24 protein-coding genes are annotated in these 24294 nt (G+C 64.1%); 9 read left to right on the top strand and 15 right to left on the bottom strand.

What is annotated here, in order from left to right:
- Positions 1 to 193: 193 nt before the first annotated feature.
- The 4 genes from ACVIYL_RS15650 to ACVIYL_RS15635 form a co-directional block, all read right to left on the bottom strand.
- Complete coding sequence (locus ACVIYL_RS15650; RefSeq protein ID WP_176937006.1) at positions 194 to 1042, bottom strand: outer membrane protein; 849 nt, start codon at positions 1040 to 1042, stop codon at positions 194 to 196.
- 301 nt (positions 1043 to 1343) lie between these two features.
- On the bottom strand, positions 1344 to 2594 hold the full coding sequence (locus ACVIYL_RS15645) for an MFS transporter (RefSeq protein WP_456779074.1): 1251 nt from the start codon (positions 2592 to 2594) through the stop codon (positions 1344 to 1346).
- A 312-nt stretch (positions 2595 to 2906) separates the two neighbouring features.
- Positions 2907 to 4253: a phosphoglucosamine mutase gene (glmM, locus tag ACVIYL_RS15640; RefSeq protein WP_016846677.1), complete on the bottom strand. Its 1347-nt coding sequence runs from the start codon at positions 4251 to 4253 to the stop codon at positions 2907 to 2909.
- Positions 4254 to 4468: 215 nt separating this feature from the next.
- Positions 4469 to 4648, bottom strand: coding sequence for a hypothetical protein (locus tag ACVIYL_RS15635; protein ID WP_253606882.1), 180 nt, complete (start codon positions 4646 to 4648; stop codon positions 4469 to 4471).
- 141 nt (positions 4649 to 4789) lie between these two features.
- On the opposite strand from ACVIYL_RS15635, the gene ACVIYL_RS15630 reads away from it, so the two are divergent.
- Positions 4790 to 5926 (top strand): alpha-hydroxy acid oxidase, encoded by a 1137-nt coding sequence (locus tag ACVIYL_RS15630; protein ID WP_456779073.1) that lies wholly within the window; start codon positions 4790 to 4792, stop codon positions 5924 to 5926.
- 235 nt (positions 5927 to 6161) lie between these two features.
- On the opposite strand, the gene ACVIYL_RS15625 is transcribed toward ACVIYL_RS15630, so the two are convergent.
- The 7 genes from ACVIYL_RS15625 to ACVIYL_RS15595 all read right to left on the bottom strand — a co-directional run bounded on the left by ACVIYL_RS15625 (position 6162) and on the right by ACVIYL_RS15595 (position 14032).
- Positions 6162 to 7451 (bottom strand): IS4 family transposase, encoded by a 1290-nt coding sequence (locus ACVIYL_RS15625; RefSeq protein WP_225642830.1) that lies wholly within the window; start codon positions 7449 to 7451, stop codon positions 6162 to 6164.
- A gap of 233 nt (positions 7452 to 7684) precedes the next feature.
- On the bottom strand, positions 7685 to 8293 hold the full coding sequence (locus tag ACVIYL_RS15620; protein WP_456779072.1) for a hypothetical protein: 609 nt from the start codon (positions 8291 to 8293) through the stop codon (positions 7685 to 7687).
- A 266-nt stretch (positions 8294 to 8559) separates the two neighbouring features.
- Positions 8560 to 9138 (bottom strand): hypothetical protein, encoded by a 579-nt coding sequence (locus ACVIYL_RS15615; protein ID WP_456781834.1) that lies wholly within the window; start codon positions 9136 to 9138, stop codon positions 8560 to 8562.
- Between the two features lie 116 nt (positions 9139 to 9254).
- A complete protein-coding gene (locus ACVIYL_RS15610) occupies positions 9255 to 10097 on the bottom strand; it encodes a shikimate dehydrogenase (protein WP_456779071.1) in 843 nt (280 codons plus the stop codon).
- 31 nt (positions 10098 to 10128) lie between these two features.
- Positions 10129 to 10770, bottom strand: a complete 642-nt coding sequence (locus tag ACVIYL_RS15605) for a YoaK family protein (RefSeq protein WP_456779070.1) — start codon at positions 10768 to 10770, stop codon at positions 10129 to 10131.
- 139 nt (positions 10771 to 10909) lie between these two features.
- A complete protein-coding gene (locus tag ACVIYL_RS15600; protein ID WP_456779069.1) occupies positions 10910 to 12958 on the bottom strand; it encodes an elongation factor G in 2049 nt (682 codons plus the stop codon).
- Positions 12959 to 13117: 159 nt separating this feature from the next.
- Positions 13118 to 14032 (bottom strand): LysR substrate-binding domain-containing protein, encoded by a 915-nt coding sequence (locus tag ACVIYL_RS15595; protein ID WP_057015950.1) that lies wholly within the window; start codon positions 14030 to 14032, stop codon positions 13118 to 13120.
- A gap of 124 nt (positions 14033 to 14156) precedes the next feature.
- Between ACVIYL_RS15595 and ACVIYL_RS15590 the strand changes: the two genes are divergently transcribed.
- Positions 14157 to 15089, top strand: coding sequence for an alpha/beta fold hydrolase (locus ACVIYL_RS15590; RefSeq protein WP_456779068.1), 933 nt, complete (start codon positions 14157 to 14159; stop codon positions 15087 to 15089).
- Here ACVIYL_RS15590 and ACVIYL_RS15585 read toward each other — a convergent pair.
- The 3 genes from ACVIYL_RS15585 to ACVIYL_RS15575 all read right to left on the bottom strand — a co-directional run bounded on the left by ACVIYL_RS15585 (position 15086) and on the right by ACVIYL_RS15575 (position 17860).
- Positions 15086 to 15568 carry a DUF992 domain-containing protein gene (locus ACVIYL_RS15585; RefSeq protein WP_316399019.1) on the bottom strand — a complete coding sequence of 161 codons (483 nt, stop codon included), beginning with the start codon at positions 15566 to 15568 and terminating at the stop codon, positions 15086 to 15088. The genes ACVIYL_RS15590 and ACVIYL_RS15585 overlap by 4 nt on opposite strands.
- A gap of 321 nt (positions 15569 to 15889) precedes the next feature.
- The gene (locus tag ACVIYL_RS15580) at positions 15890 to 16414 is read right to left on the bottom strand and encodes a DUF992 domain-containing protein (protein ID WP_028336065.1); all 525 of its coding nucleotides are present in this window, start codon (positions 16412 to 16414) and stop codon (positions 15890 to 15892) included.
- A gap of 243 nt (positions 16415 to 16657) precedes the next feature.
- A complete protein-coding gene (locus tag ACVIYL_RS15575; protein WP_028340563.1) occupies positions 16658 to 17860 on the bottom strand; it encodes a pyridoxal phosphate-dependent aminotransferase in 1203 nt (400 codons plus the stop codon).
- 608 nt (positions 17861 to 18468) lie between these two features.
- Here ACVIYL_RS15575 and ACVIYL_RS15570 point away from each other — a divergent pair.
- From ACVIYL_RS15570 to ACVIYL_RS15560, 3 genes are all read left to right on the top strand, one after another.
- Positions 18469 to 19122, top strand: coding sequence for a glutathione S-transferase family protein (locus tag ACVIYL_RS15570; RefSeq protein WP_057015955.1), 654 nt, complete (start codon positions 18469 to 18471; stop codon positions 19120 to 19122).
- A 180-nt stretch (positions 19123 to 19302) separates the two neighbouring features.
- Positions 19303 to 19479 carry a hypothetical protein gene (locus tag ACVIYL_RS15565; protein WP_168859259.1) on the top strand — a complete coding sequence of 59 codons (177 nt, stop codon included), beginning with the start codon at positions 19303 to 19305 and terminating at the stop codon, positions 19477 to 19479.
- 61 nt (positions 19480 to 19540) lie between these two features.
- A complete protein-coding gene (locus ACVIYL_RS15560) occupies positions 19541 to 19696 on the top strand; it encodes a hypothetical protein (RefSeq protein WP_456779067.1) in 156 nt (51 codons plus the stop codon).
- A gap of 120 nt (positions 19697 to 19816) precedes the next feature.
- Here the strand turns inward: ACVIYL_RS15560 and ACVIYL_RS15555 are convergent, their stop codons facing one another.
- On the bottom strand, positions 19817 to 20170 hold the full coding sequence (locus ACVIYL_RS15555; protein WP_076829887.1) for a DMT family protein: 354 nt from the start codon (positions 20168 to 20170) through the stop codon (positions 19817 to 19819).
- A gap of 212 nt (positions 20171 to 20382) precedes the next feature.
- Here ACVIYL_RS15555 and ACVIYL_RS15550 point away from each other — a divergent pair, with 212 nt between their 5' ends.
- The 4 genes from ACVIYL_RS15550 (at position 20383) to ACVIYL_RS15535 (ending at position 24250) form a co-directional block, all read left to right on the top strand.
- Positions 20383 to 21198 carry a PAS domain-containing protein gene (locus ACVIYL_RS15550; RefSeq protein ID WP_456779066.1) on the top strand — a complete coding sequence of 272 codons (816 nt, stop codon included), beginning with the start codon at positions 20383 to 20385 and terminating at the stop codon, positions 21196 to 21198.
- A 103-nt stretch (positions 21199 to 21301) separates the two neighbouring features.
- Complete coding sequence (locus ACVIYL_RS15545) at positions 21302 to 21763, top strand: GNAT family N-acetyltransferase (RefSeq protein WP_172649052.1); 462 nt, start codon at positions 21302 to 21304, stop codon at positions 21761 to 21763.
- Positions 21764 to 22064: 301 nt separating this feature from the next.
- A protein-coding gene (locus ACVIYL_RS15540) for an IS5 family transposase (RefSeq protein ID WP_256558577.1) occupies positions 22065 to 22822 on the top strand; the annotation gives its coding sequence in 2 pieces (ribosomal slippage) (positions 22065 to 22401 and positions 22401 to 22822; 759 coding nt in all).
- A gap of 78 nt (positions 22823 to 22900) precedes the next feature.
- On the top strand, positions 22901 to 24250 hold the full coding sequence (locus ACVIYL_RS15535; protein ID WP_253605578.1) for an IS701 family transposase: 1350 nt from the start codon (positions 22901 to 22903) through the stop codon (positions 24248 to 24250).
- Positions 24251 to 24294: the final 44 nt, after the last annotated feature.

Genomic DNA, 24294 nt, shown 5'->3' with positions numbered 1-24294 from the left:
TCCATCCACCGCACCGATTTCGCGTTGATCATCGCCTGTTAACCTTAACCAATCGTTGTCGCCGCCCGTTTTCGAGCACGCAAGTTGCAGAAGTGCGCGACATGACGCGGCAAGTTCGCGACATGACGCGGCAAAGAAAAACGGCGCGGGATGGTCCCGCGCCGTTGCAATCGTTAACCGTGAAGGCTGGAAATTAACCCTTGCGGATCAGCGGCGGCGGAGGCGGCGGCGGCACGTCGCAGCACGGCAAGTTGAAGCGCACGCCGAGCTTCACGTCCTGCGAGGTGATGTCGCGGTACTGGAAGCTCGAGGGACCGGCCGGCGTGCCGTCGAAGAAGTGACCTTGGCCGTGGGCGGCAGTGCCCATGTCGAGGTAGCGATAGGCCAGTTCAACCGTGAAGTTGTTGGTGACCTTGTAGGCGACACCGGCATGCAGCGCCCAGGCGAAGTTGGTCTTGGTGGCGCCATCGGCGATGAAGGAGCTGGTGAGGCCCGACCCGCTCGGGAACGTCGCGACGTCGGAGAAGGCCGAGGTCTTGATCGTCGCGGCACCGACACCGGCACCGATGAACGGGGTCAAACAGCCCCAGGTGCCGAGATCAGCGTAGACGTTGACGAGGCCAACCCAGCTCTGGATGCCGCCATGATACGCGTCGCTCAGCGGGCTGGGCCCGGGGAACGTGAAGAAATCGGTGCCATTGAAGCTCACCTTCGAGCGATACTCACCGGTGATGTCGGCGCGGAACCAGCTGTTGAACTGATAGCCGACGCCGATGCCGTAGAGCACGCCGCCGTCGAAGCCGTGGCCATACTGGTTGAAGGCGGTGCCGGCCGGCAGTGTGTCGTAGGCGTTGACGTGCAGCTTGGCCTGGGTGTTGGTCATGCCGATGTCGCCGCGCAGATACCAGCCGCCGAAATCCTGGACCGGCGGAGGAGCATACGCCATCGGAGGTGGCGGCATGATGGGCATGTCGGCGGCGAACGCCGCCGAGGACAACAGAGATGCCGCACCGGCGGCAATCAGGGTCTTTACGCTACGCATTGGCTTCGTCCTTTTGGGCCAAGTGAGGCGACACGAAAGCCCCACGTCTGAAACTCACGGCCCGGACGATGGCAGGAAATGTTTAAGCGGCACTTAACCCTAATTTTTAAGGTTGATTTTCTCTCACCTTTCTCTGCGGCTGTCGCTTATGGGTCCATAAATGACGCAGGTTGGCGACGAAACATCGCGATCCCGCCACAAGTGCTAATGAAGCGTTGACGCATCCGCGCCGTTCGCAAGGCACGCGAGCCGGGTGTGTTAGCGAATGCTTAACGCGGGCGTCGCGTCCACGGCCGAGCGTTCAGCGCACGGCCTGCGGCATCCTCGGCAGGAACACCGCGAGCAGGCCGATCGCCGGCAGGAAGGCGCACAGCTGATAGACGAAGGCGATCGAGGTGTGGTCGGCGAGCTTGCCGAGCACGGCGGCGCCGAGACCGCCGATCCCGAACGCGACGCCGAAGAACACGCCGGAGATCATGCCGAACCGATGCGGCATCAATTCCTGCGCGAACACGATGATCGCCGACGTCGCCGACGAGATGATCAAACCGATCACGACCGTCAGCACGGCGCTGGCGAACAGGCCGGCATAGGGCAGCGCCAGCGTGAACGGCAGCGCGCCGAGGATCGAAAACCAGATCACGTATTTGCGGCCGAAGCGGTCGCCGAGCGGGCCGCCGATGAATGCGCCCGCGGCATTGGCGGCAAGGAAGACGAACAGATAGAGCTGCGCCGCCTGCGTCGAGACGCCGAACCGGTCGATCAGATAGAAGATGTAATAGCTCGACAGGCTCGAGACATAGAGCTGCTTGGAGAACAGCAGCGCGACCAGCACGATGAGCGCGATCTTCACGCGCCGCTGATCCGGATGGTCGGGATGCCGCGCGATGGCGGCCGCCTTCTTGCCCGATATCTGCGGCTTGTACCAGACGCCGATGCGCCAGAGGATCATGATGGCAAGGAACGCGATCGAGGAGAACCAGGCGATCGAGGGCTGGCCGAACGGCACCACGATCAGTGCTGCGAGCACCGGTCCCATCGAGGTGCCGAAACTGCCGCCGAGCTGGAACACCGATTGCGCGAAACCGTAACGTCCGCCCGACGCCAGCCGCGCGATGCGCGACGATTCCGGGTGGAACACCGCGGAGCCAAGGCCGACCAGCGAAGCCGCGATCAGGATGACAGCATAGGTGTGCGCAACGCTGAGCAGCAGCAGCCCGAAGAAGGTGAAGCCCATGCCGATCGCAAGCGAGAACGGCTGCGCCTTCTTGTCGGTGAAATGTCCGACCAGCGGCTGCAGCAGCGACGCCGTGAACTGGAACGCCAGCGTGATCATGCCGATCTGCGCGAAGTCGAGCGCGTAATTGTCCTTCAGGATCGGATAGACCGAAGCGATCAGCGACTGCATCGTGTCGTTGAGGAAGTGCGAGAAGCTGATGCCCGCAAGCACGACATAGGCCGGTCCCGCAGCGGCGGCGACCTTCGCGGCTGTCAGCTCCGGCACCGGCACCGGCTCGCCCAGCGCCTGTTTGCTCACGACGGGTTTGTTCAATGCAGCATTCCCGGACAGATTCGCAAAAATACCTCCGTGTCGTACGACGCGGAGGTGAGGCAAACCAGTTGCGTTAGCCGATGGCAGCGATGCGCTGTGGGGTCAGCCGGCGGCCCAACTCTTTCCCCGTCACCCTGAGGAGCGCCAACGGGTCCGCGCAAAGCGCGGCCCGATGACAGGCTCCGCGCGTCTCGAAGGGTCGACGGCCCGGCGCTCGCCAAATTGCGACAATGGGCCGTGCATCCTTCGAGACGCGCGCAAGGGCGCGCTCCTCAGGATGACGGATCACGAGCTGACGAGGCCGGACGGAGCTTATGCCGCAGCGGCGTGGCCGAGTGCGCTGACGATGTTGTCGACGACCTCTTCCACCAGGATACGATCGTCGCCCTCGCCCATGACGCGGATCACCGGCTCGGTGCCGGAGGGGCGGATCAACAGACGGCCATGGCCGTTGAGGCGCTTCTCGCCGTCGGTGATCGCGGACTTGACCTCGGCGTCGTCGAGCGGCTTGCCGCTGCGATAGCGCACGTTCTTCAGGATTTGCGGCAACGGGTCGAAACGCCGGCAGATCTCCGACACCGGGCGGCGCAGCTTCTGCACCACGGCCAGCACCTGCAGTGCCGCGACGAAACCGTCGCCGGTCGTCGAATAGTCCGACATGATGATATGGCCCGACGGCTCGCCGCCGAGATTGTAGCCGCCGCTCAGCATCTGCTCGAGCACATAGCGGTCGCCGACCGGCGTGCGGACCATCTGCAGCCCGAGCCCCTGCAGGAAGCGCTCCAGCCCGAGATTGGACATCACGGTCGTGACGATGCCGGGCTTGGCGAGGCGCCCTTCTTCCTTCCAGCTCTGCGCGATCACCGCGAGCAGCTGGTCACCGTCGACGATGTGGCCGCGCTCGTCGACCAGGATGACGCGATCGGCATCGCCGTCGAGCGCAATGCCGATGTCGGCGCGCATCTCGCGCACCTTCCGCGACAGCGCTTCCGGCGAGGTGGAGCCGCATTCCTTGTTGATGTTGAAGCCGTCGGGTTCGACCCCGATCGGCACCACGTCGGCGCCGAGCTCCCACAGCGCTTCCGGCACCACCTTGTAGGCGGCGCCATTGGCGCAATCGACCACGACGCGCAGGCCGTCGAGCGAGAGATCGCGCGGCAGCGTGCGCTTGGCGAATTCGATGTAGCGGTCATGGACGCCGTCGATGCGGCGGGCGCGGCCGAGGCTCGCGCTCTGCGCCAGGCGGCGGTCGAGCGATTCGTCGAGCAGCTGCTCGATCTGCTTCTCGACATCGTCCGACAGCTTGAAGCCCTGCGGGCCGAACAGCTTGATGCCGTTGTCTTCGAAAAGATTATGCGACGCCGAGATCATGACGCCGAGATCGGCGCGCATCGACTTGGTGAGCATCGCGATCGCCGGGGTCGGCATCGGGCCGACCAGCAGCACGTCCATACCGACCGAGGTGAAGCCCGCGACCATGGCGTATTCGATCATGTAGCCGGACAGCCGCGTGTCCTTGCCGATCACGACGCGATGGCGATGGTCGCCACGCTGAAACACCAATCCCGCGGCCTGCCCTACCTTGAGCGCGAGCTCCGGCGTGATCAGTCCATTGGCGCGGCCCCGAATTCCATCGGTCCCGAAATATTTGCGGCTCATGTAACCCCCAACACGGACCTCTCGAACCACCCGGCGAGAGAGTCCTGAACGCCTACCAGTCTAGCGTGCATCGGCCTTATAGACTGCCAGGCGCTAAAAGGACTTCAAAAAATATGATGAATCATTACCGGGGCTAAACCCCGTGCCTCTACATTAAGGCACTGAAAGATATAACATTATTACTCTTTCGGCAACCTGGGGAACGAACGTCGTCCCTACCCTTTGCCGGTGCGCTTGACGTGCTGGTCACCCTTGGTAGGGGCCGGCTGGGTGACATTGACGGGGTCGGAACCGGGAAACGTCTCCTCCAGCCCCTCCTCCAGGGCCTCGTCGAGCCGGCGCTTCTCGGCGTTCTCGTCTGCTTTTGCTTTCGGTTTGGAGCCTGATTGGGTCATCGCGCTCTCCCATCCGTCTTCGATTTGGCAGCTCCCCCATCCATGCTAGATGACGGCAAGATCGAACACCCGCAAGACTTGCTGCCTAAACAAGGCTCGCGACATCGAACTTGCGACACAGAAGAAGGGCCGGGACCGTCCATGAAGCACATTACCTGCATCGAAGATCTGCGCCAGCTGCACAAGCGCCGGGTGCCGAAGGCGTTTTTCGATTATGCGGACCGCGGCTCCTACACCGAGGACACGCTGCGCGCGAATTCGGAAGATCTGCAGCAGATCAAGTTCCGCCAGCGCATCCTGGTCGATGTGTCCAAGCGCACCCTGGCGACCACGATCCTCGGCGAGCCGGCCGCGATGCCGCTGATCCTGGCGCCGGTCGGCCTGCTCGGCATGCAGCATGGCGACGGCGAGATCTATGCCTGCCGCGCCGCGCAGGCGGCCGGCATTCCCTTCACCCAGAGCACGATGTCGATCTGCTCGATCGAGGACATCGCCGCCGCCGTCGACAAGCCGTTCTGGTTCCAGCTCTACGTCATGAAGGACCGCGGCTTCATCAAGTCGCTGATCGAGCGCGCGATCGCGGCGAAATGCTCGGCGCTGGTGTTGACCGTCGACCTGCAGGTGATCGGCCAGCGCCACCAGGACATCAAGAACGGCATGACGGTGCCGCCGGAATGGTCACTGTCGAAGCTGATCGACTTCGCGACCAAGCCCGCCTGGGTATCAGGCGTGCTGCAAGGCAAGCGCCGCACCTTCGGCAACATTGCCGGCCACGTCAAAGGCACCGAGGATCTGACGAAACTGTCGGAATGGACCGCCTCGCAGTTCGACACCTCGCTGAGCTGGAAGGACATCGACTGGATCCGCAGCATCTGGCCGGGCAAGCTGATCCTTAAAGGCATCCTCGATATCGAGGACGCCGAGCTTGCCGCCAAGACCGGCGCGCAGGCGATCGTGGTCTCCAACCATGGCGGCCGCCAGCTCGACGGCGCACCGTCCTCGATCGAGGTGCTGCCGGAGATCGTCGATGAGGTCGGCTCGAAGCTCGAGATCATGTTCGACGGCGGCATCCGCACCGGCATGGACGTGATGCGGGCGCTGGCGCTCGGCGCGAAGTCCTGCATGATCGGCCGCGCCTATGCCTATGGCCTCGGCGCCGGCGGCCAGGAAGGCGTCGCCAAGGCGATCGATATCCTGGGCAAGGAGCTCACCACCACGATGGGACTGTGCGGCGTCAACACCATCGCCGAGATCGACGATCACGTGCTGGCGGTTTAGCCGCCGGCGCTATTATCGTAGCCCGGATGAAGCGAAGCGTAATCCGGGTCTTTCCTCGTGGATAGATTGGCCCCGGATTGCGCTGCGCTCCATCCGGGCTACGCAATCTTCGTCGTCCCGGGCAAGCGAAGCGCGACCCGGGACCCATAACCACCGATGGCCGTCGTTTCGCAGCGCTGCGGCGACAGCGCGCTTCAACAACTCAACCATGTGGTTACGGGTCCCTGCTTTCGCACTAGGGCATGCACACATTTCTGAGGCTCCATCCGAGAGCGACGGCGCGGAAGTAATCGAGACCGTTTTTGAAGGTGATGGGGCCTGGTGGCTTGGAGGACGGATAGCCGTCCCATCCTCCAATGCGGCCGATAATCCAGGCCGCCCAGGCAAGACGATCGGACGGATGCGGGTTCTTCAGTCGTCTGTTCCTGGCTTCAAGCTGCTGATTGAGGGCGGTCAACGCATCGATCTCGCTGGGATTGAAGGCAACGTGAAGCGACTGCTGGCTCCCGTTGCGCGCTTGCAGGAGCTGGATGGTGATGATCGCGGCCTTGGCAGCGATGGCAACCAATTTGAGAAGCCGGCCGGCGGTGCCGATCTGGCTATCCTCGAGCTTGAAGCCCTGCGTCTTGAGGACGCGGAAGAACTGCTCGATGATCCAGCGCTGCTTGTACCAGGCGACGATGCGCCAGGCATCGTCTGAACTGGTGACCTCGTGAGAGGTGAGAAGACGCCAGTGCAACGGCTCGACGTTGGGATCGGCATTGATCTCGCGGACGTCAACGATGGCCAGATGCAGGCTTTTCGGCAAATGGCGCAGGAACTTGCTTTGCGGCCGGGCCAGCTCGATTGCGCCGAAGCGAAGTTCGAGGTCCATCGGACGTGCAGGCCGCCCCGCACGCGCAGGCAACTCGATGATGCGACGCTCTACCGCCGTCATGGCGTCGATCGCCGCATACAAACCCGTCGTGTCGGCCAGCTTGCGATCATGCATGCTGCGGGCGATCACGCGGTAGTCTTGCTCGGCTGCGCTGGCATAAAGAGCAAAGATGTCGCTCTCGCGGTCACCAAGCAGGGTCACCATTGCAGCACCGGTAAGCAGCGGCTTGGCCGCAAGGGCGGTGGCAATCCAGCGCTGCGATTCCTTGTCCGACAGGTCGCGGCTGTCATGCGAGACGCTCCGAGGGCCTTCACGCGTCCACACCTCGCCGCTCAAAAGTCCCAGGCAGGTGCCATTGTCCGCATCCACCGCCAGCATCGGGTGCAGCAGCACGCCGTGGTGATTGCCCTTGCCGATCTCCCCGAGCCCGCGCCGGCGTTGCGGCGTGGTGTTGAAGTGGATCTCGCTGGTGTCCTGGATCGCCAAAACATGGCGGCCTGTAACCGCCGCAGCCGTGCTTTCGCTCCAGCTTTCGATGATGCGCTCCTTCGTCACCTTGGAGTTACCGAGAAAGCGGTTGAACCGCACCTCCAGCGCGCGGTCTCCCTTGGAAAGCCGCCGAAGGCATACATCCTTGCCCGCGACCATGCGTCCGATGAGCGCCGCCCCCCTTTATCGAGACGACCATCCTCGAACCGGCCCAACGTCCAGTCAATCCGCGACAACATGCTGGCACCTCCGCCCAAGCCGAAGTGCCGTAATAGAAGTCACCGAGACCCCCGATTCTGGAATCCCCAATCTCTGACCCGAGTCAATCCGTCGCACCAGATGTGTGCATCCCCTAGTGCTTTCGCAGAGACGACAGCGGAGCCTGTTCAGCCTCACATCGGCGGTGCGATCCCGTCGCGGCCGACATTGACGCGGTTGGCTTCCAGCGTGCCGTCGTCCTTCTTCAGCGCGCCGAAGATGATGATCTTGGCGCCCGGCTTCAGCTCCGACTTGTCGCCGGCGACGAAGGTGACGACCGGGGTGCCCGGCGGCACCACGACTTTCTTCTCGCCGTCCTTGTACTTCACCGTGATGTTCTGGCCGTCGGTGCCCTTCACGGTCTCGGCGACGGTGGCGTTGGTCATGGTCGAATTGGCGCGCAGGTCCCAGGGGCGGAAGCCTTCGGCGGCGCCGCGCTGGTTCTCCGGGAAGATGTGAACCGCGATCGCCTTCTGCGTTCCGTCAGCCTCGGGCATCGCGGTGACGCCGATATAGGAACCGGGCTTAATCTCCGACAGATCGGTCTTGGCGACGCCGAACACCGCGACGTTGTCGGTGGTCCGCACCTTCATGTCGGCGCCGTCGCGCGACTTGATCGACAGCATGGCGCCGTCGACGGCCTCGATGGTGCCGCGGATGCGCACCGCCGGCGGCTGCTGCGCGGATGCAGCCGAAGCAAAGGCAACAAGAAGCAATGCGGCGAACAGCGTCGATTTCGGCATGGTGTCCCTCATGGGTTGGGCTGGCGAATCAGGGAACACCGGGGAGTTGGTGGTATTCCGTGCAAGCCACAACTCCTCGCGGAAGCGACGGCTCAAACGACAACTACGCGCCGGACGAGGGAACTGTTACTGCGATAACGGACAGGTGATGCGCTCGCGTGTTCTGATGTAGCCCGTTCAGATCGTCATTCCGGGATGGTCCGAAGGACCAGACCCGGAATCTCGATATCCCGACGCTTCGCATCGCCCCGGGATGACATTGTGCGTCACATCGGCGGCGTAAGGCCGTCGCGGCCGACGCTGACGCGGTCGGTCTCCAGCGAGCCGTCGGGCAATTTCTTCATGAAGGCGATGATCTTGGCACCGGCCTTCAGGTCTGCCTTGTCGCCGGGAACATAGGTCACAACAGGCGTATCAGGTGGGACCTGAACCGTCTTCTCGCCGTCCTTGTACTTGACCTGCAACGTATGACCGTCATTGCTGACCACGGATTGCGCGACGGTCGCGTTGGTCATGCTGCTGTTCGGCTTCAGATCGTACGGCCGCGAGCCCTCGCCGGTGCCGCGCATGTTCTCCGGGAAGACATGCACCTCGACTGCCTTCGGCGTGCCGTCGGGGCCGGGCACCGTGGTGGTGCCGATGAAGGAACCGACCTTGATGTCGGACAGCGCGATCCTGGTGAGGCCGAGCACCACCATATTGCCGGCCATATGCAGCTTGACGTCCTCTCCGCTGCGCGACTTCACCGCGAGCGTATTGCCATCGACGTTTTCGACGGTTCCACGCACCCGCGTCGGCGTCGGCGGCTGTTGCGCGAGCGCGTAGAGCGTGGATGCCGTCACCATCGCAAGCGCAATGAACGGACGAACGAGATGGGAACGGCGGGCAGGCATGGTTGATCTCCGGAAGGGAACGCGGGGGACTAACACGAGACCCCGCATCGGAGACGCTATTCCAGGCCTCAAGTCTTTGTGAGATCGGCTTCGACGATCGCACGCAGCTCCGGCGTGACCCGCGGGCGCTGCCCGAACCAAAGCTCGAAACCGCGCACCGCCTGATGCAGCAGCATGCCGAGCCCGTCGGCGGTCTTCAGCCCCCGCGCCGTTGCCGCCGCAAGCAACGGCGTCACCAGCGGCACGTAGACAATGTCGGAAACAACCGCGCCCTCCGGCAACAGGCCGACATCGATCTCCAACGGAGGCTGGCCGTGCTGGCCGAGCGACGTCGTGTTCACCAGCAGCCCCGCGCGCGGCAACAACTCGCCGACCGTGTCCCAGGTCGCCGGATGGACGCGCGCGCCGTACAGGTCGGCAAGCGCGCGGGCGCGGTCGATCGTGCGATTGACCAGGTGCACGCGCGCAATCCCGCGCTCGATCAGGCCGAACACCACCGCGCGCGACGCGCCGCCGGCACCGAGCACCAGTGCGTCCTCGGTCTTGTCCCAACCGGGCACGCAGGCATCGAGATTGTTGATGAAGCCTTCGACATCGGTATTGGTCGAGCGCAGCTCGCCGTCGGCAAACCACAGCGTGTTGGCGGCGCCGACGGCGCGAGCGCGCTCGTCCGGCGCCGAGAGCGCCAGCGCGCGCTCCTTGTGCGGAATGGTGACGTTGGCGCCGACGAAGCCGCGCAGCGACAGGCGGAACAGGAAATCCTTGAAATCCTCCGGCGGCACCGCCTCGATCACGTAGCCACCCTGGATGCCGAGGGTGCGCAGCCAGTAATGATGGATCAGCGGCGAGCGGGAATGCGCGGCGGGCCAGCCGATCAGGCACGCGGCGCGGGTTTTGCTTGAGGACGTCATGATGGTGACATCGGCCAAGGCGGGCGCGCTGTCAATCCGTCCGCTTCGCGGTTGCGGCAACCAGCGCGCTGAGGGCGAACGCGGCGGCCGCGGCGAACCAGATCGCCGCGAGGTTGATCCAGCCATAGGCCAGCGCGCCGGCGAGCGCGCCCGCGACCAGCGCCGCCCACAGCAGCAGGTTCGGCAGCCAGGCCCAGCCCGCACCGCCGGTGAGCGCGGCGGCGATCAGCTGGCCGGCCTTCACCAGCGCCCCGGTGACGTAGGTGAGGCCGAGCCCGGCCCCGCCTTCGAGCTGAAATACGGCGTTCTCGAGCCCCATCGCCAGCACGATGGCGGCGACCGCGGCGTTCGGCAGGCCATAGGCATAGGCCACCGCCGCCGCCGTGAGCAGCCACGCCTCGATGAGCAGGAGCAGGGGCTGGCGATGGGCCAGCGCGCTGAGCACGATCAGGCTGCCGGCTGCGGCGCCGGCGACGAACAGCACGATCAGCTCCAGCGCTTCCAGGGCATGCTGCCAATGCCCCTCGGCCAGCGTCACGCCAAGCCGCGTCGAGTTGCCGCTCATGAAGGAGACGAACAGCCCGCCGAGATGCAGATAGCCGATGCCGTCGACATACCCGGCCATTGCGCTGAGCGCGCAGGCCAGCGCCAGGTTACGGCGGGATTCAAGCATGCTGGCGGAAACTGCGTCATAGGAAGGGAATCACGGGCGCTATCTTGGCCCGTCATTCCGGGGCGATGCGACAGCATCGAACCCGGAATCTCGAGATTCCGGGTCTGGTCCTTCGGACCATCCCGGAATGACAATTCGATCACGCCGCGTCGCGATGCGCGGCGATGATCTGGTCGGCGGCGCGGCCCGTCACTTCGGCCATGCGGTCGAACTGGCGGGTGAAGGTGCCGGCGCCGGCGGTGGCGGAGCGCAGTTCGACAATCAAGTCGCCGATCTCCGATTCCGGCATCGTGGCGCGGACGCAATCCCAGCCGATCCAGCCGTCGCGGGTGTCGAAGCCGAGGATCTGGCCGCGGCGCGCCGACAGGATCGCGTTGATCTTCGCGGTGGCGTCGGTCGGACAGACGATCTCGACCATATGGATCGGCTCCAGCAGCACCGGCTGGCACTGCGGCAACCCTTCGCTGACCCCGATCCGCGCCGCGGTACGGAACGCGAGATCGGACGAGTCGACGCTGTGATAGGAGCCGTCGGTCAGCGTGACGTCGACGTCGATCACGGGGAAGCCGAGCGGGCCGCGCGCCAGCGCGTCGACAACGCCCTCTTCCACCGCGCCGATATAGTTGCGCGGCACCGCGCCCCCGACCACTTTCTCGTGGAATTCGAAGCCTGACCCGCGCGGCTTCGGCTTGATGTCGAGCACGACGTCGCCGAACTGGCCGTGGCCGCCGGACTGCTTCTTGTGCCGGCCGCGCTGGGTGATCGGCTTGCGGATGGTCTCCTGATAGCCGATCGCCGGCGGATGCGATTTGACGTTGACGCCGTAGCGGTCCTTCAGCCGCTCCTGCGCCACGCGCAGATGCATCTCGCCCTGCCCCCACAGCACGGTGTCGTGGGTGCGCGGGTTCTGGATCATCGTCAGCGAGGGATCTTCCTCGTTCAGCCGCAGCAGCGCCTGGCCGAGCTTGACATCGTCCTTGCGGTCGGTCGCGGCAATCGAGATCGACAGCACGGCCGCGGCCGGCTCGACCTTGACCAGCGAGGCCGGCGCCGTCTTGCCGCTCGAGACCGTATCGCCGGTCTTGATCGCATCGAGCTTGCCGAGCGCGACGGTGTCGCCGGCCTCGGCCTGCGGCCGCTTGCTGTCATGCCCGCCCGAGACCGCGAGGATGCCTGAGACGCGTCCGCTCTCGCCGCTTGAGGATTGCAGCGTCGCGCCGTCGTCGAGCCGGCCCGCAAGCACGCGCGCCAGCGACAGCTTGCCGCCGTGCTGCAAGTGCACGGTCTTGAACACGTAGGCCAGCGCATCCTTCTGATCCTTGATGCCGAGCCGATCGGCGGTCTCGGCGACGCCGGGCGCCTCATGGCGCAGCGCCTTCATCAGGCGCAGCACGCCGTTCTCGCGGCTCGCAGCGCCGAGCAGCACCGGACAGATCTGCCCTTCGCGCAGTTCGCGGGCGAGATCGTCGAACACGGCATCGCGCGGCGGCTGGATATCCTCCAGCAACTGCTCCATCAGCGCGTCGTCGTGGTCGGCAAGCTTCTCCAGCATCGAGAAGCGGGCTTCCTTCTCGCGATCGAGATTGCCGCCCTCGAGCGCCATCACCTCCGACGGCTTGTGCTCGCGATAGACGAAGGCGCGCTCCAGCGCGAGATCGACAAAGCCTTCGATCAGATCGCCGTTCCAGATCGGGATCTGGCGCAGCACCAGCGGCACGCGCGAGGCCGGCTGCAGCGTCGCAAGCGTCTCGCGGACGCGCTTGTTGGCGCGGTCGATCTTGTTCAGGAACAGGAAACGGGGAATTCCGAGCTCCTCGAGCTCGCGCAGGATGATCTGCAGTTGCGGCAGCTTTTTCTCGTCGGCTTCGCAGACCACGACCGCGGCATCGACCGCCGGCAACGCTGCACGCATATCGTGCGCGAATTCGATCGAGCCGGGACAATCGATAAAGGTGTAGCTGTCCCCCATAAAGGTGGTGGTGGCGGCGGTCAGGCCTACGCCCATCTTGTGCTGACGCGCCTCGGGGCTGGCATCGCCGACGGAGGTTCCGGCATCGACGCTGCCGGCAGTTTTAATGGCGCCACTGCGCGCCAGGATCGCTTCCAGAAGTGTGGTTTTACCGCTTTGGAAAGGGCCCACCAATGCGATGCACCGTGGACCTCGGGGACTTCTGACGTCTTGTCCCATTGCCGCCTCCTCGTTTTGGAGCTCGGCCCATGATTGGGTCGGCGACCGTTTATGCTCTGCCTGCGTTTGACATTTGGCAAGCGGGAAAACGTCGCTGCGGTGCGGCGTCGCGGAGGTTTGCAATTCCGAGCCATCGTCCGGACAATTGCATCCGCTGCGTCAGTTCCTTCGCGCAAGTCCCGGAGAAATCTCGCGCCAGCGTGTCGCAAGGTCGAGCAGACGCTGCACGGCGGGCGAGACATCTTCTTCACGCCACGCAATCGTGAGCGGCGCCGTCACCGCCGGCGCGGCCAAGCGGACATACGCCACGCCGCGACCGGTCTGCGCGCGTGCCGCGGCCTCCGGGACGAGCGATACACCGACGCCGGCGGCGATCAGGCCAATCGCGGTTTGCAGATGCAGCACCTCCTGCGCGAGTCGCGGCGTGAATCCGGCGGCCTGGCACGCGGCGACGATCAGGCCGGTGACCGATGGCTCCGGCCGCGCCGGATAGAGCACGAAGGCATCATCGGACAATTCGGCAAGCGCAATGTCGTCCCTCTCGGCAAGCGGATGCGCGCGCGGCAACGCCGCGACATAGGGCTCCTCCAGGATCAGGCGCTGGGCAAGACCCGCCTCCGGCAATAGCGCCGGGCGTGCGAAGCCGACATCGATCCGGCGTCGCCGCAGCGCTTCGGCAATCTCGGCCGCCAGCATCTCGTCAAGCACGAGCTCGACGTCGGGACAGGCGTCGCGATAGCTGCCTATGATATCGGGCAGACCGGCGAACATCGCGGAGCCGACGAATCCGATCGCGAGCTTGCCGGCCTGGCCGCGCCCGACGCGCCGCGTGTCCGCAACCGCGGCCTCGAAATTTGCGAGCAGGGAGCGGGCGCGCGCAAGCAGCAGCTCGCCCGCCTCGGTGAGCCTGACAGGACGGCTATTCCGCTGCAGCAACGTCACGCCGAGTTCGTCCTCGAGCTGACGGATCTGCTGGCTCAGCGGCGGTTGCGCGATGTGCAGCCGCTCGGCCGCGCGGGTGAAGTTCAATTCCTCGCCGAGCGCCACGAAATATCTGAGATGTCGCAATTCCATGCCGTCGGTATAGCACGGCGGCGGGTGCCGTCAGTCATACGCAATAGCTCTGCAACCGTATCGAACGAGTATTGGACCGGACGCGCGAACGCGGACAGCCTGCGACAAAGCAAAGGGAGTCCCCATGACGGCGCTGGAAAAAGCCTTCGCAGAAGCAGCCGCGGCAGGCATTACGCAACAGAAGATCGATATCGGCGATTTGCGCGTCAATGTCGCGCGCTTCGGCAAAGGGCCGCCGCTGCTCCTGCTTCACGGCTGGCCGGAGTTCTGGCTGGTGTGGCGCCCGCTGATGCTGCGCCTCGGCGACAGTTTTGAACTGATCGCGCCCGACTTGCGCGGCTGCGGCGACACCGGCAAGCCGACAACGGGGCCCGATGCGTCCGCCACCGCGGAGCGCCACGCGCTGGATATGTTTGCCGTCATGGACGCGCTCGACTATCAGCGCTTCGGCGTCATCGGCGGCGATCTCGGCGCCTACGTCATGCAGGCGATGTCGCATCGACATCCGCAGCGGCTGATCGGCACGCTCTATCTCTGCACGCCCTATCCGGGCCTCGGCCATCGCTACGGCCAGCCCGGCCACCTGATCGAGGTCTGGTATCAATACTTCCAGCAGCTGCCATGGGCCGCGCAATTGGTCGGAAGCTCGCGCGAGTCATGCCGGCTCTACTTCCGGCATTTCCTCGACCACTGGTCGGGCGACGATCCCGCGGTGTTCGGCGACCTGCTGGAAGCCTATGTCGACAACTTTATGAAGCCGGGCAACATCCAGGGCGGCTTCGACTGGTATCTCTCGTCCGCGCCCAATCGCCGGCTCTGGCTGGAAGGCAAGCTGCCGGCGCAGCCGCGCATCGACGTGCCGTCGCGCTTTCTCTGGGGCCGCCGCGATCCGTTGATCGCGCCCGAATGGTCGGACAGGTTGGGAGACTATTGGAGCGAACCTTCGATCAGGTTCGTCGAGACCGGGCACTATGTTCACGCCGAGGCGCCCGGGATCGTTGCCGAAGAGGCCCGCGGCTTCTTCGGCAAGCTGATCAACCGCACGGGCGCGCGTTAGCGGCCCGGACGGAGCTCGAGGCTTTCGAGGCCGGCGGCGATGTTGATGCCGACCTGGCCCTGCACGCTGAGCGGCTGCAGGGCGATCGTGTTGTCGGAGCCGCCGACCAGCACGTTGCCGCCGACGCCGACACCGAGCGTCGCGCTGCCCTGCGCGCCGGCATAGTTGCCGGAGAGCGCACCCGGCCCGAGCCGCTCCACCGGCGCATAGACGCCCCAGGCCAGCGCCGATTCCTGGGTGATGCCGAGATCGATGCCGACCTTCTGGATGGTCGCGATGTAGCGATCCTCAGGCAGACCATTGGCGCGCAGCACGCAACCGAGATGGGTCACGGAACCGACGATGAAGCCGACGCTCGCGCCGCCGCGGCATTCAAGGACGCCGACCTGCACGCGCTGGATCGGCTGTTGGGCGCTGGCGCTCACGATTGCGGTCAGCGTGGCAATGGCAGCACCGGCGAGGAAAGTGAAGCGACGCATGTTGGGGAGTCTCCGGCTGAGAGGCATGACGCGAGCAGAGAACAGAACGGCGCCGTGTCTGCGGCGCCGTTCGCATCCTATGCCACAACATCGAACGTCCAGCCAGAATTTGTGGTGCCCGGCCACCGATTGTCAGGAGATGTTGCGGCGCTGCTATGTTCCTCGGGGTCCGCCGATTGATCGAGCAACGGACAGCAAACAACAGACAACAAAAAAGAGGCCCGCTTTCGCGGGCCTCTTTGATCGAACACCGACCAGCCTAGAGCGTTTTCGAGCGAAGTGGATACCGGTTCGCGTGAAGAAAACGCGTCAAAACAAAATCTAGTGGTGGTGATGATGATGACGGTGGTGACGATGATGACGGCGCGGACCGCCGTAGGCGACCGGCTCGAGATCGATCCCGGCGATGCCGGCCGCAACGTTGAGGCCGGTCTGGCCCTGCACGCTGACCGGCTGCAGCGCGTAGGCGTTGTTCGGGCCGCCGAACAGGAAGTTACCGCCGGCACCGAGGCCGACCGAGGCGTTGACCCCGACGCCGCCGTAGCTGCCGGCCAGCGCACCGCGCGGAAGCTGCGTGGTCGGCGCGCTCACGGCCCAGGCGAGCTGGGTCGTCGCGGTGACGCCGAGGTCGACGCCGATCCGCTTCACGGTCGCAACATAGGGCTCGGGCCGACGGCCGCCGCTCTGAAACACGCATTCGAGGCGCGCGACAGAGCCGACAACGAAGCCGACATTCTCGCCGCCCTGGCATTGCAGGACCCCGGCTTGAACCTGAGGCGCCGCGTTGGCGGTGGCGAACGGCGCCAGCAACGCAAGCGCTGCAAGGGTGAGGGTCGAAAGTCGCATTGAACTGTCTCCGCAAGGTGAACTGAATTTGCGCGGCGGACAGGAAGGAAGGCTCGTGTCCAAAACAAGGCAGCGCGCAAAGACGCCGTAAAAACTTCCCGCGTGTGGCATCGATGTTCGCACACACGCGCGTGAGGTGAGCAGGATGTGATTTGACTCGTCGAATCTACCGGCGCGATTTCAGCACACAAACAAAAACGCTCCCGCACCAGGTGCGGGAGCGTTTCTTGATTTCGGATCGACCTACCGCAGATTACCGCAGAAGCGCTGGATGCGCTTGCAGGCATCCTCGAGATCGGAAGTCTTGGTGGCGTAGGAGATGCGGAACGCGGGGCCGAGCCCGAATGCCGATCCCTGCACCACGGCGACGCCTTCGCTCTCGAGCAATTCGGTGACGAACGCCTCGTCGTTGTCGATCAGCTTGCCCGACGGCGCCTTCTTGCCGATCGTGCCGGCGCAGGACGGATAGACGTAGAACGCGCCTTCCGGCCGCGGGCATTCGATGCCGCTCGCCTGGTTGAGCATCGACACCACGAGGTCGCGACGCTCCTTGAACACCTTGTTGTTCGCGGCGATGAAGTCCTGCGGACCGTTGAGCGCCTCGACCGACGCCCATTGCGCGATCGACGACGGGTTCGAGGTCGACTGCGACTGGATCGTCGCCATCGCCTTGATCAGCTGCGCCGGGCCGCCGGCATAGCCGATGCGCCAGCCTGTCATGCAGTAGGCCTTCGACACGCCGTTCACGGTCAGCGTGCGGTCGTACAGGCTCGGCTCGACCTGCGCCGCCGTGGTGAAGACGAAGTCGTCATAGACGAGGTGCTCGTACATGTCGTCGGTCATCACCCAGACATGCGGATGCTTGACCAGCACATCGGTGATCGCCTTGAGCTCGCTCTTCGTATAGGCCGAGCCGGTCGGGTTCGACGGCGAGCACAGGATCACCCACTTGGTCTTCGGCGTGATCGCCTTCTCGAGATCTTCCGGACGCAGCTTGAAGCCGGTCGAGGCCGGGCACACCACCGGCACCGACTCGCCGCCGGCGAGCGCCACCATCTCGGGATAGCTGACCCAGTACGGCGCCGGGATGATCACCTCATCGCCCGGATTGATGGTCGCCATCAGCGCGTTGTAGAGCACCTGCTTGCCGCCGGTGCCGACGATGACCTGGTTCGGCTTGTAGGTCAGGCCGTTCTCGCGCGCGAACTTGTTGATGATGGCTTCCTTGAGCTCCGGAATGCCGCCGACATCGGTGTACTTGGTCTTGCCGGCCTCGATCGCGTGGATCGCTGCGAGCTTGATGTTGGCGGGCGTATCGAAGTCAGGCTCGCCGGCGCCGAGGCCGATGACGTTGCGGCCCGCGGCTTTCAGCGCGCGTGCTTTGTCCGTGACCGCGATCGTCGCGGACGGCTTCACACGGTCGAGCGCAGCGGACAGGAAGGCCATTATCATCTCCTGGCAAACGTCGTGAGCCGTAGGGCCACGACTTGATTTGAATGGGATCGCGGCACCCTAGGCCTGTCGCCGCTGCACCGCAAGAAGCTTGGCGGTAAAGCACGAAAACTTTCGCGCATGGCTCGCGGCACGCGCAATTTTCCGCAAGTTCCGGCACCGGATGACTCATATCCGGCAAGCCCGCTCGGGTCTTGCCGGCGGGGCCTTCGGCGGCATGCGCCAGCGCGGATTGCTCCGAGGACAATGCCGCGCGGCAACCTGCCTGACAGCGCTAACGGCGGGTCGTCAACGCAGACCGGCGCGCGTCGTGCCGCCAAGGACGCGCGTTAAGGTTTGTGAATTGCAGCGCACCGGCCATGGTCGCGACCTTGGCGATCGACCGGCACCGTGCAGAGCGTCGCGCAGGCGTGATCCGAGTTGTTCTGCCGTGTGGATGGAATCGTTCTGCACGTGTGCAGTGCAGTAGACGTTTCGACTTTTTCCACACTGCAGGGCTTGCGACGCACCCCCGTCAGCATCATTGTTTAGCGGCGTTGCGGTGTGACAGGCCGCGCAATTTTTAAGCGTACCGTCTCCCTGACCGAGTGAACCACGACGCAATGTACAAGCTCTATTCGATGCAGCGCTCCGGCAACAGCTACAAGGTCCGGCTGGCGCTTGCCGTGCTGAACACGCCGTACGAGGCGATCGAGATCGACATCCTGCGCGGCGAGAGCCGCACGCCGGAATTCCTGGCCAAGAATCCGAGCGGCCAGGTGCCGCTGCTCGAGGTCGCCGAGGGCCGCCATCTCGCCGAGTCCAATGCCATCCTCTGGTACGTCGCGATCGGCACGCCGCTGGCGCCGGAGTCGCGGATCGAGCGCGCCGAGGCGCTGCAGTGGATGTTCTTCGAGCAGCACGCGCTGGAGCCGAACATCGGCGCCGCCTATTTCTGGCTGTCGCTGGTCAAGGGCGGACGCGACCTGCAGACGCACGCGCTGGAGGACTGGATGGAGCGCGGCTATGCGGCGCTGCAGGTGATGGAAAATCACCTCAAGGAGCACGCCTATTTCGCCGCCGGACAGCTCACCGTCGCCGACATCGCCCTCTACGGCTACACCCACGTCGCCGACCGCTGCGACTTCGACCTGGCGACCTTTCCGTCGATCCGCGCCTGGCTCAAGCGGGTCGAGCAGACCCCCGGGTTTGTCTCGATGGACTGGCAGCCTGGTACCGAGGCCGAGCCTGAGCCTCGCCTCGCGGCCGGCGTCTGAACGGCCGGGTGTGAATCCAGGGAATAACGGGGAAACTGCCCAAATAACGGGCAAAACTCGCGCCACCGCCGTATTTTAGCCATTTTTGGACGGCGCCGCCGCCGCAATGTTGCCGGTGACAACCGGCAGATTCGCGCGGATGTCGCGAGTGATTCGCTCGCGGCCTGAGGGATTTAGACCATGAAGCGGTGGTCCGGCACGGCAGGCTTCGATGGCCGCCCTGCCCCGGTGGCATCATCCCGGCTGACGAACGCGATCGCCGCGTCGCTCGCGCTCGGCGCGCTGACGTTGTGCCTGGTCGTCGCCGTGACGGTGCTGTCGAGCAACATCACCATGGCAACGGCGATCCCGGCGTAATCAAGCAATTTCCGGTTGGCACCTGATCCGCGGCAAGGCGCGGGAGAGACAGCGGCGCGACATGATGAAGACCCCCGTCGGACTGGTGACCGTGACGCTGTCGGCGGCGATCCTGCTGGCGGCATCGCTCCTTATCGTGACCGGCACGCAAGGCGAAGACCGCGCACGCCCCGCGCATGTCACGACGCCGACCGCCAAGCCGGCCCCGCACCGCTAGCTCAGGCGCAGAGCGCATTAGAGCGTTTTCGAGCGAAGTGGAAACCGGTTCGCGTGAAGAAAACGCGTCAAAACAAGCATCTAGAGCTTCGGTTCTGATTCAATCAGAACCGAAGATGCTCTAGCCCCATTTGTGGAAGATCAGAAACGCGCCGGCGGCGATGAAGGCAAATCCGAGCGCGTGATTCCAGCCCAGCGGCTCCTTCAGGTACAACACCGAGAAGGCGGCGAACACGACCAGCGTGATCACCTCCTGCATGGTCTTGAGCTGCGCCGCCGAGTAGACCGCGCTGCCCCAGCGATTGGCCGGCACTGCCAGCCAGTACTCGAAGAAGGCGATGCCCCAGCTCACCATGATGACGATGGGGAGCGAGTGATCCTTGAACTTGAGATGGCCGTACCAGGCGAAGGTCATGAAGACGTTCGAGGCGAACAGCATCAGGATCGGCAGCAGCGACGGCGAAATGGCGGGCATCGAATGTCCTCTTGCAAGCAAAGCACGCGGTAACCCGCAGGCACGGAACCGGGTTCCGTGCCGATCTGCATATCATTTGATTTGAAAGCAGCGAAAGCTGGTTCGGCCCCCGCAACGCCCGCTTAACGGTCGGGACGGAAATGCCGGCGCGGTTGCGGCCCTGTCGTCAAACTGCGGCTTTATCGTTCGTTTGATAGATAGCGAGAACGCGCATGCGGTTCGACTGGCGTGCAATTTCAGGTCCGGCCCTGACGGCGATCACGGCATCCGCCGCCTTCCTGCTCGATCGCCTCGTTGTCGCCGTCCCCAATCCCGCGCCGCTGTTCGTCTGCGTCGTGGCGCTTGCGAGCTCGATCAGCGGCATCACCTCCGGGCTGATCTCCGCCGCGATCGCGGTGGCCGCCTCGGCGCTGTTCTTCCTCAATCATCGCGCGCTGCCCGGTTACGACACCGCCGACGTCGCGCGGATGCTGATGCTGGCGGCGACCGCGGCCGGCACCGCCGTGATCACCGGAATGCTACGGCAGAAATGGATCGACGCCTTTGCCGCGGACCAGCAGCATCACGCCACCGCGGAGCGGCTCGCAGCCGCGCTCGACCAGGTCGACATCGGCATCGTGCTGCTCGACGCCGACACCCGCGCCGAATTCATCAACCGCGCCTTCCGCGACTATTTCGCGCTGTCGGATGCGCAGGCCGAGAGCAAGCCGCCCTTCGTCGCGCTGATGTATCACGGCCGCGACACCGGCGCCTATGAACTGCCGGAAGACGAGCTGAGCGCATTCATCGCCGAGCGCATCGCGATGATGCGCGCCGGCGACTCCACGCCGATCAATCTCAACCTCGCCGACGGCCAGGTGCTGCGCTTCAGCTGCACCGCACTGCCGGACGGCGGCCGCATGCTGAGCTACACGCCGGTCACCGACCTCGTGCGGCACACCGACGATCCCGCGAAGGCCGATGAATATCGGGCCCAGCGCGCCGGGCGCGAGCGCCGTCTGGCGCGGCTGCTGCGCGCCGCCGAGTGAGGCGCGACCTCGTCCGCAATTGATCCTGCGAGATAGCGACGGTAGAACCTTGCGAGCGGTGCGGAGACATCGCCCGCAACGCAGGATCATTCAGGAATCCTCCATGGCCGACGACGTCACCATCCGCTTCGTCACCCGCGACGACTACGCCCAGTGGCTTCCTCTGTGGGACGGCTACAATGCCTTCTATGAGCGATCCGGGCCGACCGCGCTCGCGCCCGAGATCACCGCGATGACGTGGGAGCGTTTCTTCGATGCCTATGAGCCGGTGCACGCGCTGGTCGCCGACGCCGGCGGCAGATTGCTCGGGCTGACGCATTATCTGTTTCACCGCTCGACCACGGCGATCGCGCCAACCTGCTATTTGCAGGATCTGTTCACCAGCGAAGCCGCACGCGGCAAGGGCGTTGGCCGCGCGTTGATCAACGGGGTTTACGCGCAGGCCAGGCTCGCGGGATCGCCACGCGTCTACTGGCAGACGCATGAGACCAACCACACCGCGATGCAGCTTTATGACAAGGTCGCAGACAAGCCGGGCTTCGTCATCTATCGCAAGATTGTCTGAGCGGATCTTCGCGGCCTGTGGATTGAACAGAGGTGTCACCGGCACGTTACAAAGCCCGGCTAGGCTTCCGCTCGCGCAGATCAGGCCCCCCGTCTCAGATCTTCGCCAAGCGGTCCCCGTCAGTCGCCGCGTCTGACCGGGACCGCTTTTTTTGCGGCATCTCATTTTGCGACACCGTCATGCGTGATCGGCGGTAGGACGGCACCTTGCCGGGCCCTAAGGACCAATCCACATTCAGGATTCCCATAGCTGAATGATGCTGAATCAATGCGTTCCGGACGTTTTGATTCGGAGCGTGCTGATGGGTGTGAAGCGCTATGAGCTAAGTGATGCGCAATGGGCTCGGATTGCGCCTCTGCTGCCAGGCAAGGTGGGCGATCCCGGCCGCAGCGGTGTCGACAATCGCCTGTTCGTGAACGGGGTTTTGTGGGTTCTGCGGTCCGGCGCCTACTGGCAGCACCTGCCGGAGCGCTACGGCAAGTGGAAGAGCGTACACGCGCGTTTCACCCGCTGGGCCAAGGCTGGCGTTTGGGAGAAGGTGTTTGCCGAGCTGATCAAGGATCGCGACAACAAATACCTGATGCTCGACACCACTCTGGTTCGTGTCCACCAGCAGGCTGCGAGCGGAAAAGGGGGGCCAAAACTCAGGAACTGGGGCGTTCCCGAGGTGGTTTGACCACCAAGATCCACATGCTCTGCGACAGCCTCGGTCGGCCGCTGCGCTTCATGCTCACCGCCGGACAACGACACGACAACCTCACCGCAAAAGCCCTGCTCGAAGGCTTCAAGGCCGAGGCCGTGTTGGCCGATAAGGCCTACGACAACAATGATCTACGCACGACCATCGCGGACATGAACGCCGAAGCGGTAATCCCCTCAACCCGCTCTCGTAAGATCCCCATCCCGCATGACGAGACGATCTACAAGCTACGCAACCGCATCGAGCGTTGCTTCAACAAGCTCAAACACTTCCGCCGCTTTGCCACGCGATATGACCGACGAGCAGACTACTTCCTCGCATTCGTCCACCTCGCCGCAATCTGCATTTGGCTCCGCTGAATGTGGATTCGTCCTAGCACTACTTTGGCAGATTGTTGATTTTGCCGCGTTTTATAGGATTCCCGAATCAATTTTTCAATGATTCATGGGTGGTCGGCTCTGGGAGGGCTGACCATGCCCGGATGGGAAGACGAACTCGAACGCTGGCTGATGCCGTTCTTGGACCGGCTGGGTCATAAGACCCGGCAGCGGATGTGTCCTCTGTATGTTGCGGGATTGATCGGTCCGGGCGATCGCAAGAGCGTTCAGCCGATGGCGGAACGCCTTGCCACGAGCAACTACGACCAGTTGCACCATTTCATTGCGGACGGTGTCTGGGACGCGACGCCGCTGGAGACAGAGCTGCTCAACCAGGCGGACCGACTTGTCGGCGGCAGGGATGCGGTGCTGGTTATTGATGACACCTCACTTCCCAAGAAGGGTGAGCGCTCGGTCGGTGTTGCGGCTCAATACGCGTCGGCTCTCGGTAAAACGGCAAATTGCCAAACGCTGGTGTCTTTGACGCTTGCTCGCGGCGAAGTGCCCGTGATGGTCGCGTTACGTCTCTTTCTGCCTGACAGTTGGACAAGCGACATATCTCGTTTGAAGCGCGCTCGCGTGCCAGTCGAACATCGAACGGCACGGTCCAAGCCCGAGATTGCTCTAGCCGAGATTGACCGCGCGATGGCAGCCAACGTGCGCTTTGGATGTGTGCTGGCGGATGCAGGATACGGCCTCAGCGCACCGTTTCGACAAGGGCTAACAGAGCGCGGGCTGACCTGGGCTGTCGGCATCCCTCGGCACCAGAAAGTGTATCCGGTCGATGTGAAGCTCATTTGGCCGATTACCAAAGTCCGCGGAAAACCACGAAAGCACCACGTGCCCGATATCTTATCGATTGCCGCAGAACAAATGCTCGCCAGCGCCAAATGGAAAACCGTGAGTTGGCGTAGCGGGACGAAAGGTCGGCTGAAAGCCCAATTTGCTGCTCTCCGTGTCCGGACCGCCGACGGCCCTCCGCAGCGGATATGGGATAAAGGTCAGCAGCATCTGCCAGGCGACGAAGCCTGGCTCATTGGCGAGCAACGTGCGTCCGGGGAGAAGAAATACTATCTGGCCAACCTTCCGGCGGCGACGGATCTGCGCACGCTGGCCGCCACCATCAAGGCACGGTGGATTTGTGAGCAGGCGCATCAGCAGTTGAAGGAGGAACTTGGACTTGATCACTTCGAAGGGCGATCATGGCAAGGTCTTCATCGCCACGCCTTGATGACAATGATTGCCTACGCCTTCCTGCAACATCGTCGCCTCGCATACGCGGGGCGGAAAAAAAAGAATCAACGGGCCTCCGCCTCAGCCAACCATGCCAGCCGTACGTCACGCCATCGTCGATCTCATCCTTCGGCCGCCGTCTCAGCAGTGCCCATATTGCCGAAAGCAGATCCGTGAAAAACAGCGGCGAAAACACAATCTGCCAAAGTAGTGCTAGTGTG

It is taken from the genome of Bradyrhizobium sp. USDA 3315 (genome assembly GCF_054056795.1).
This window is presented reverse-complemented; position numbering and strand designations above follow the sequence as displayed.

Excerpts from the sequence above, each read along its gene's own strand:
- ACVIYL_RS15650 (WP_176937006.1), bottom strand. The coding sequence starts at position 1,042 with ATGCGTAGCGTAAAGACCCTGATTGCCGCCGGTGCGGCATCTCTGTTG.
- glmM (WP_016846677.1), bottom strand. The coding sequence starts at position 4,253 with ATGAGCCGCAAATATTTCGGGACCGATGGAATTCGGGGCCGCGCCAAT.
- ACVIYL_RS15635 (WP_253606882.1), bottom strand. The coding sequence starts at position 4,648 with ATGACCCAATCAGGCTCCAAACCGAAAGCAAAAGCAGACGAGAACGCC.
- ACVIYL_RS15630 (WP_456779073.1), top strand. The coding sequence starts at position 4,790 with ATGAAGCACATTACCTGCATCGAAGATCTGCGCCAGCTGCACAAGCGC.
- ACVIYL_RS15625 (WP_225642830.1), bottom strand. The coding sequence starts at position 7,451 with ATGGTCGCGGGCAAGGATGTATGCCTTCGGCGGCTTTCCAAGGGAGAC.
- ACVIYL_RS15620 (WP_456779072.1), bottom strand. The coding sequence starts at position 8,293 with ATGCCGAAATCGACGCTGTTCGCCGCATTGCTTCTTGTTGCCTTTGCT.
- ACVIYL_RS15615 (WP_456781834.1), bottom strand. The coding sequence starts at position 9,138 with ATGGTGACGGCATCCACGCTCTACGCGCTCGCGCAACAGCCGCCGACG.
- ACVIYL_RS15610 (WP_456779071.1), bottom strand. The coding sequence starts at position 10,097 with ATGACGTCCTCAAGCAAAACCCGCGCCGCGTGCCTGATCGGCTGGCCC.
- ACVIYL_RS15605 (WP_456779070.1), bottom strand. The coding sequence starts at position 10,770 with ATGCTTGAATCCCGCCGTAACCTGGCGCTGGCCTGCGCGCTCAGCGCA.
- ACVIYL_RS15600 (WP_456779069.1), bottom strand. The coding sequence starts at position 12,958 with ATGGGACAAGACGTCAGAAGTCCCCGAGGTCCACGGTGCATCGCATTG.
- ACVIYL_RS15595 (WP_057015950.1), bottom strand. The coding sequence starts at position 14,032 with ATGGAATTGCGACATCTCAGATATTTCGTGGCGCTCGGCGAGGAATTG.
- ACVIYL_RS15590 (WP_456779068.1), top strand. The coding sequence starts at position 14,157 with ATGACGGCGCTGGAAAAAGCCTTCGCAGAAGCAGCCGCGGCAGGCATT.
- ACVIYL_RS15585 (WP_316399019.1), bottom strand. The coding sequence starts at position 15,568 with ATGCGTCGCTTCACTTTCCTCGCCGGTGCTGCCATTGCCACGCTGACC.
- ACVIYL_RS15580 (WP_028336065.1), bottom strand. The coding sequence starts at position 16,414 with ATGCGACTTTCGACCCTCACCCTTGCAGCGCTTGCGTTGCTGGCGCCG.
- ACVIYL_RS15575 (WP_028340563.1), bottom strand. The coding sequence starts at position 17,860 with ATGGCCTTCCTGTCCGCTGCGCTCGACCGTGTGAAGCCGTCCGCGACG.
- ACVIYL_RS15570 (WP_057015955.1), top strand. The coding sequence starts at position 18,469 with ATGTACAAGCTCTATTCGATGCAGCGCTCCGGCAACAGCTACAAGGTC.
- ACVIYL_RS15565 (WP_168859259.1), top strand. The coding sequence starts at position 19,303 with ATGAAGCGGTGGTCCGGCACGGCAGGCTTCGATGGCCGCCCTGCCCCG.
- ACVIYL_RS15560 (WP_456779067.1), top strand. The coding sequence starts at position 19,541 with ATGATGAAGACCCCCGTCGGACTGGTGACCGTGACGCTGTCGGCGGCG.
- ACVIYL_RS15555 (WP_076829887.1), bottom strand. The coding sequence starts at position 20,170 with ATGCCCGCCATTTCGCCGTCGCTGCTGCCGATCCTGATGCTGTTCGCC.
- ACVIYL_RS15550 (WP_456779066.1), top strand. The coding sequence starts at position 20,383 with ATGCGGTTCGACTGGCGTGCAATTTCAGGTCCGGCCCTGACGGCGATC.
- ACVIYL_RS15545 (WP_172649052.1), top strand. The coding sequence starts at position 21,302 with ATGGCCGACGACGTCACCATCCGCTTCGTCACCCGCGACGACTACGCC.
- ACVIYL_RS15535 (WP_253605578.1), top strand. The coding sequence starts at position 22,901 with ATGATTCATGGGTGGTCGGCTCTGGGAGGGCTGACCATGCCCGGATGG.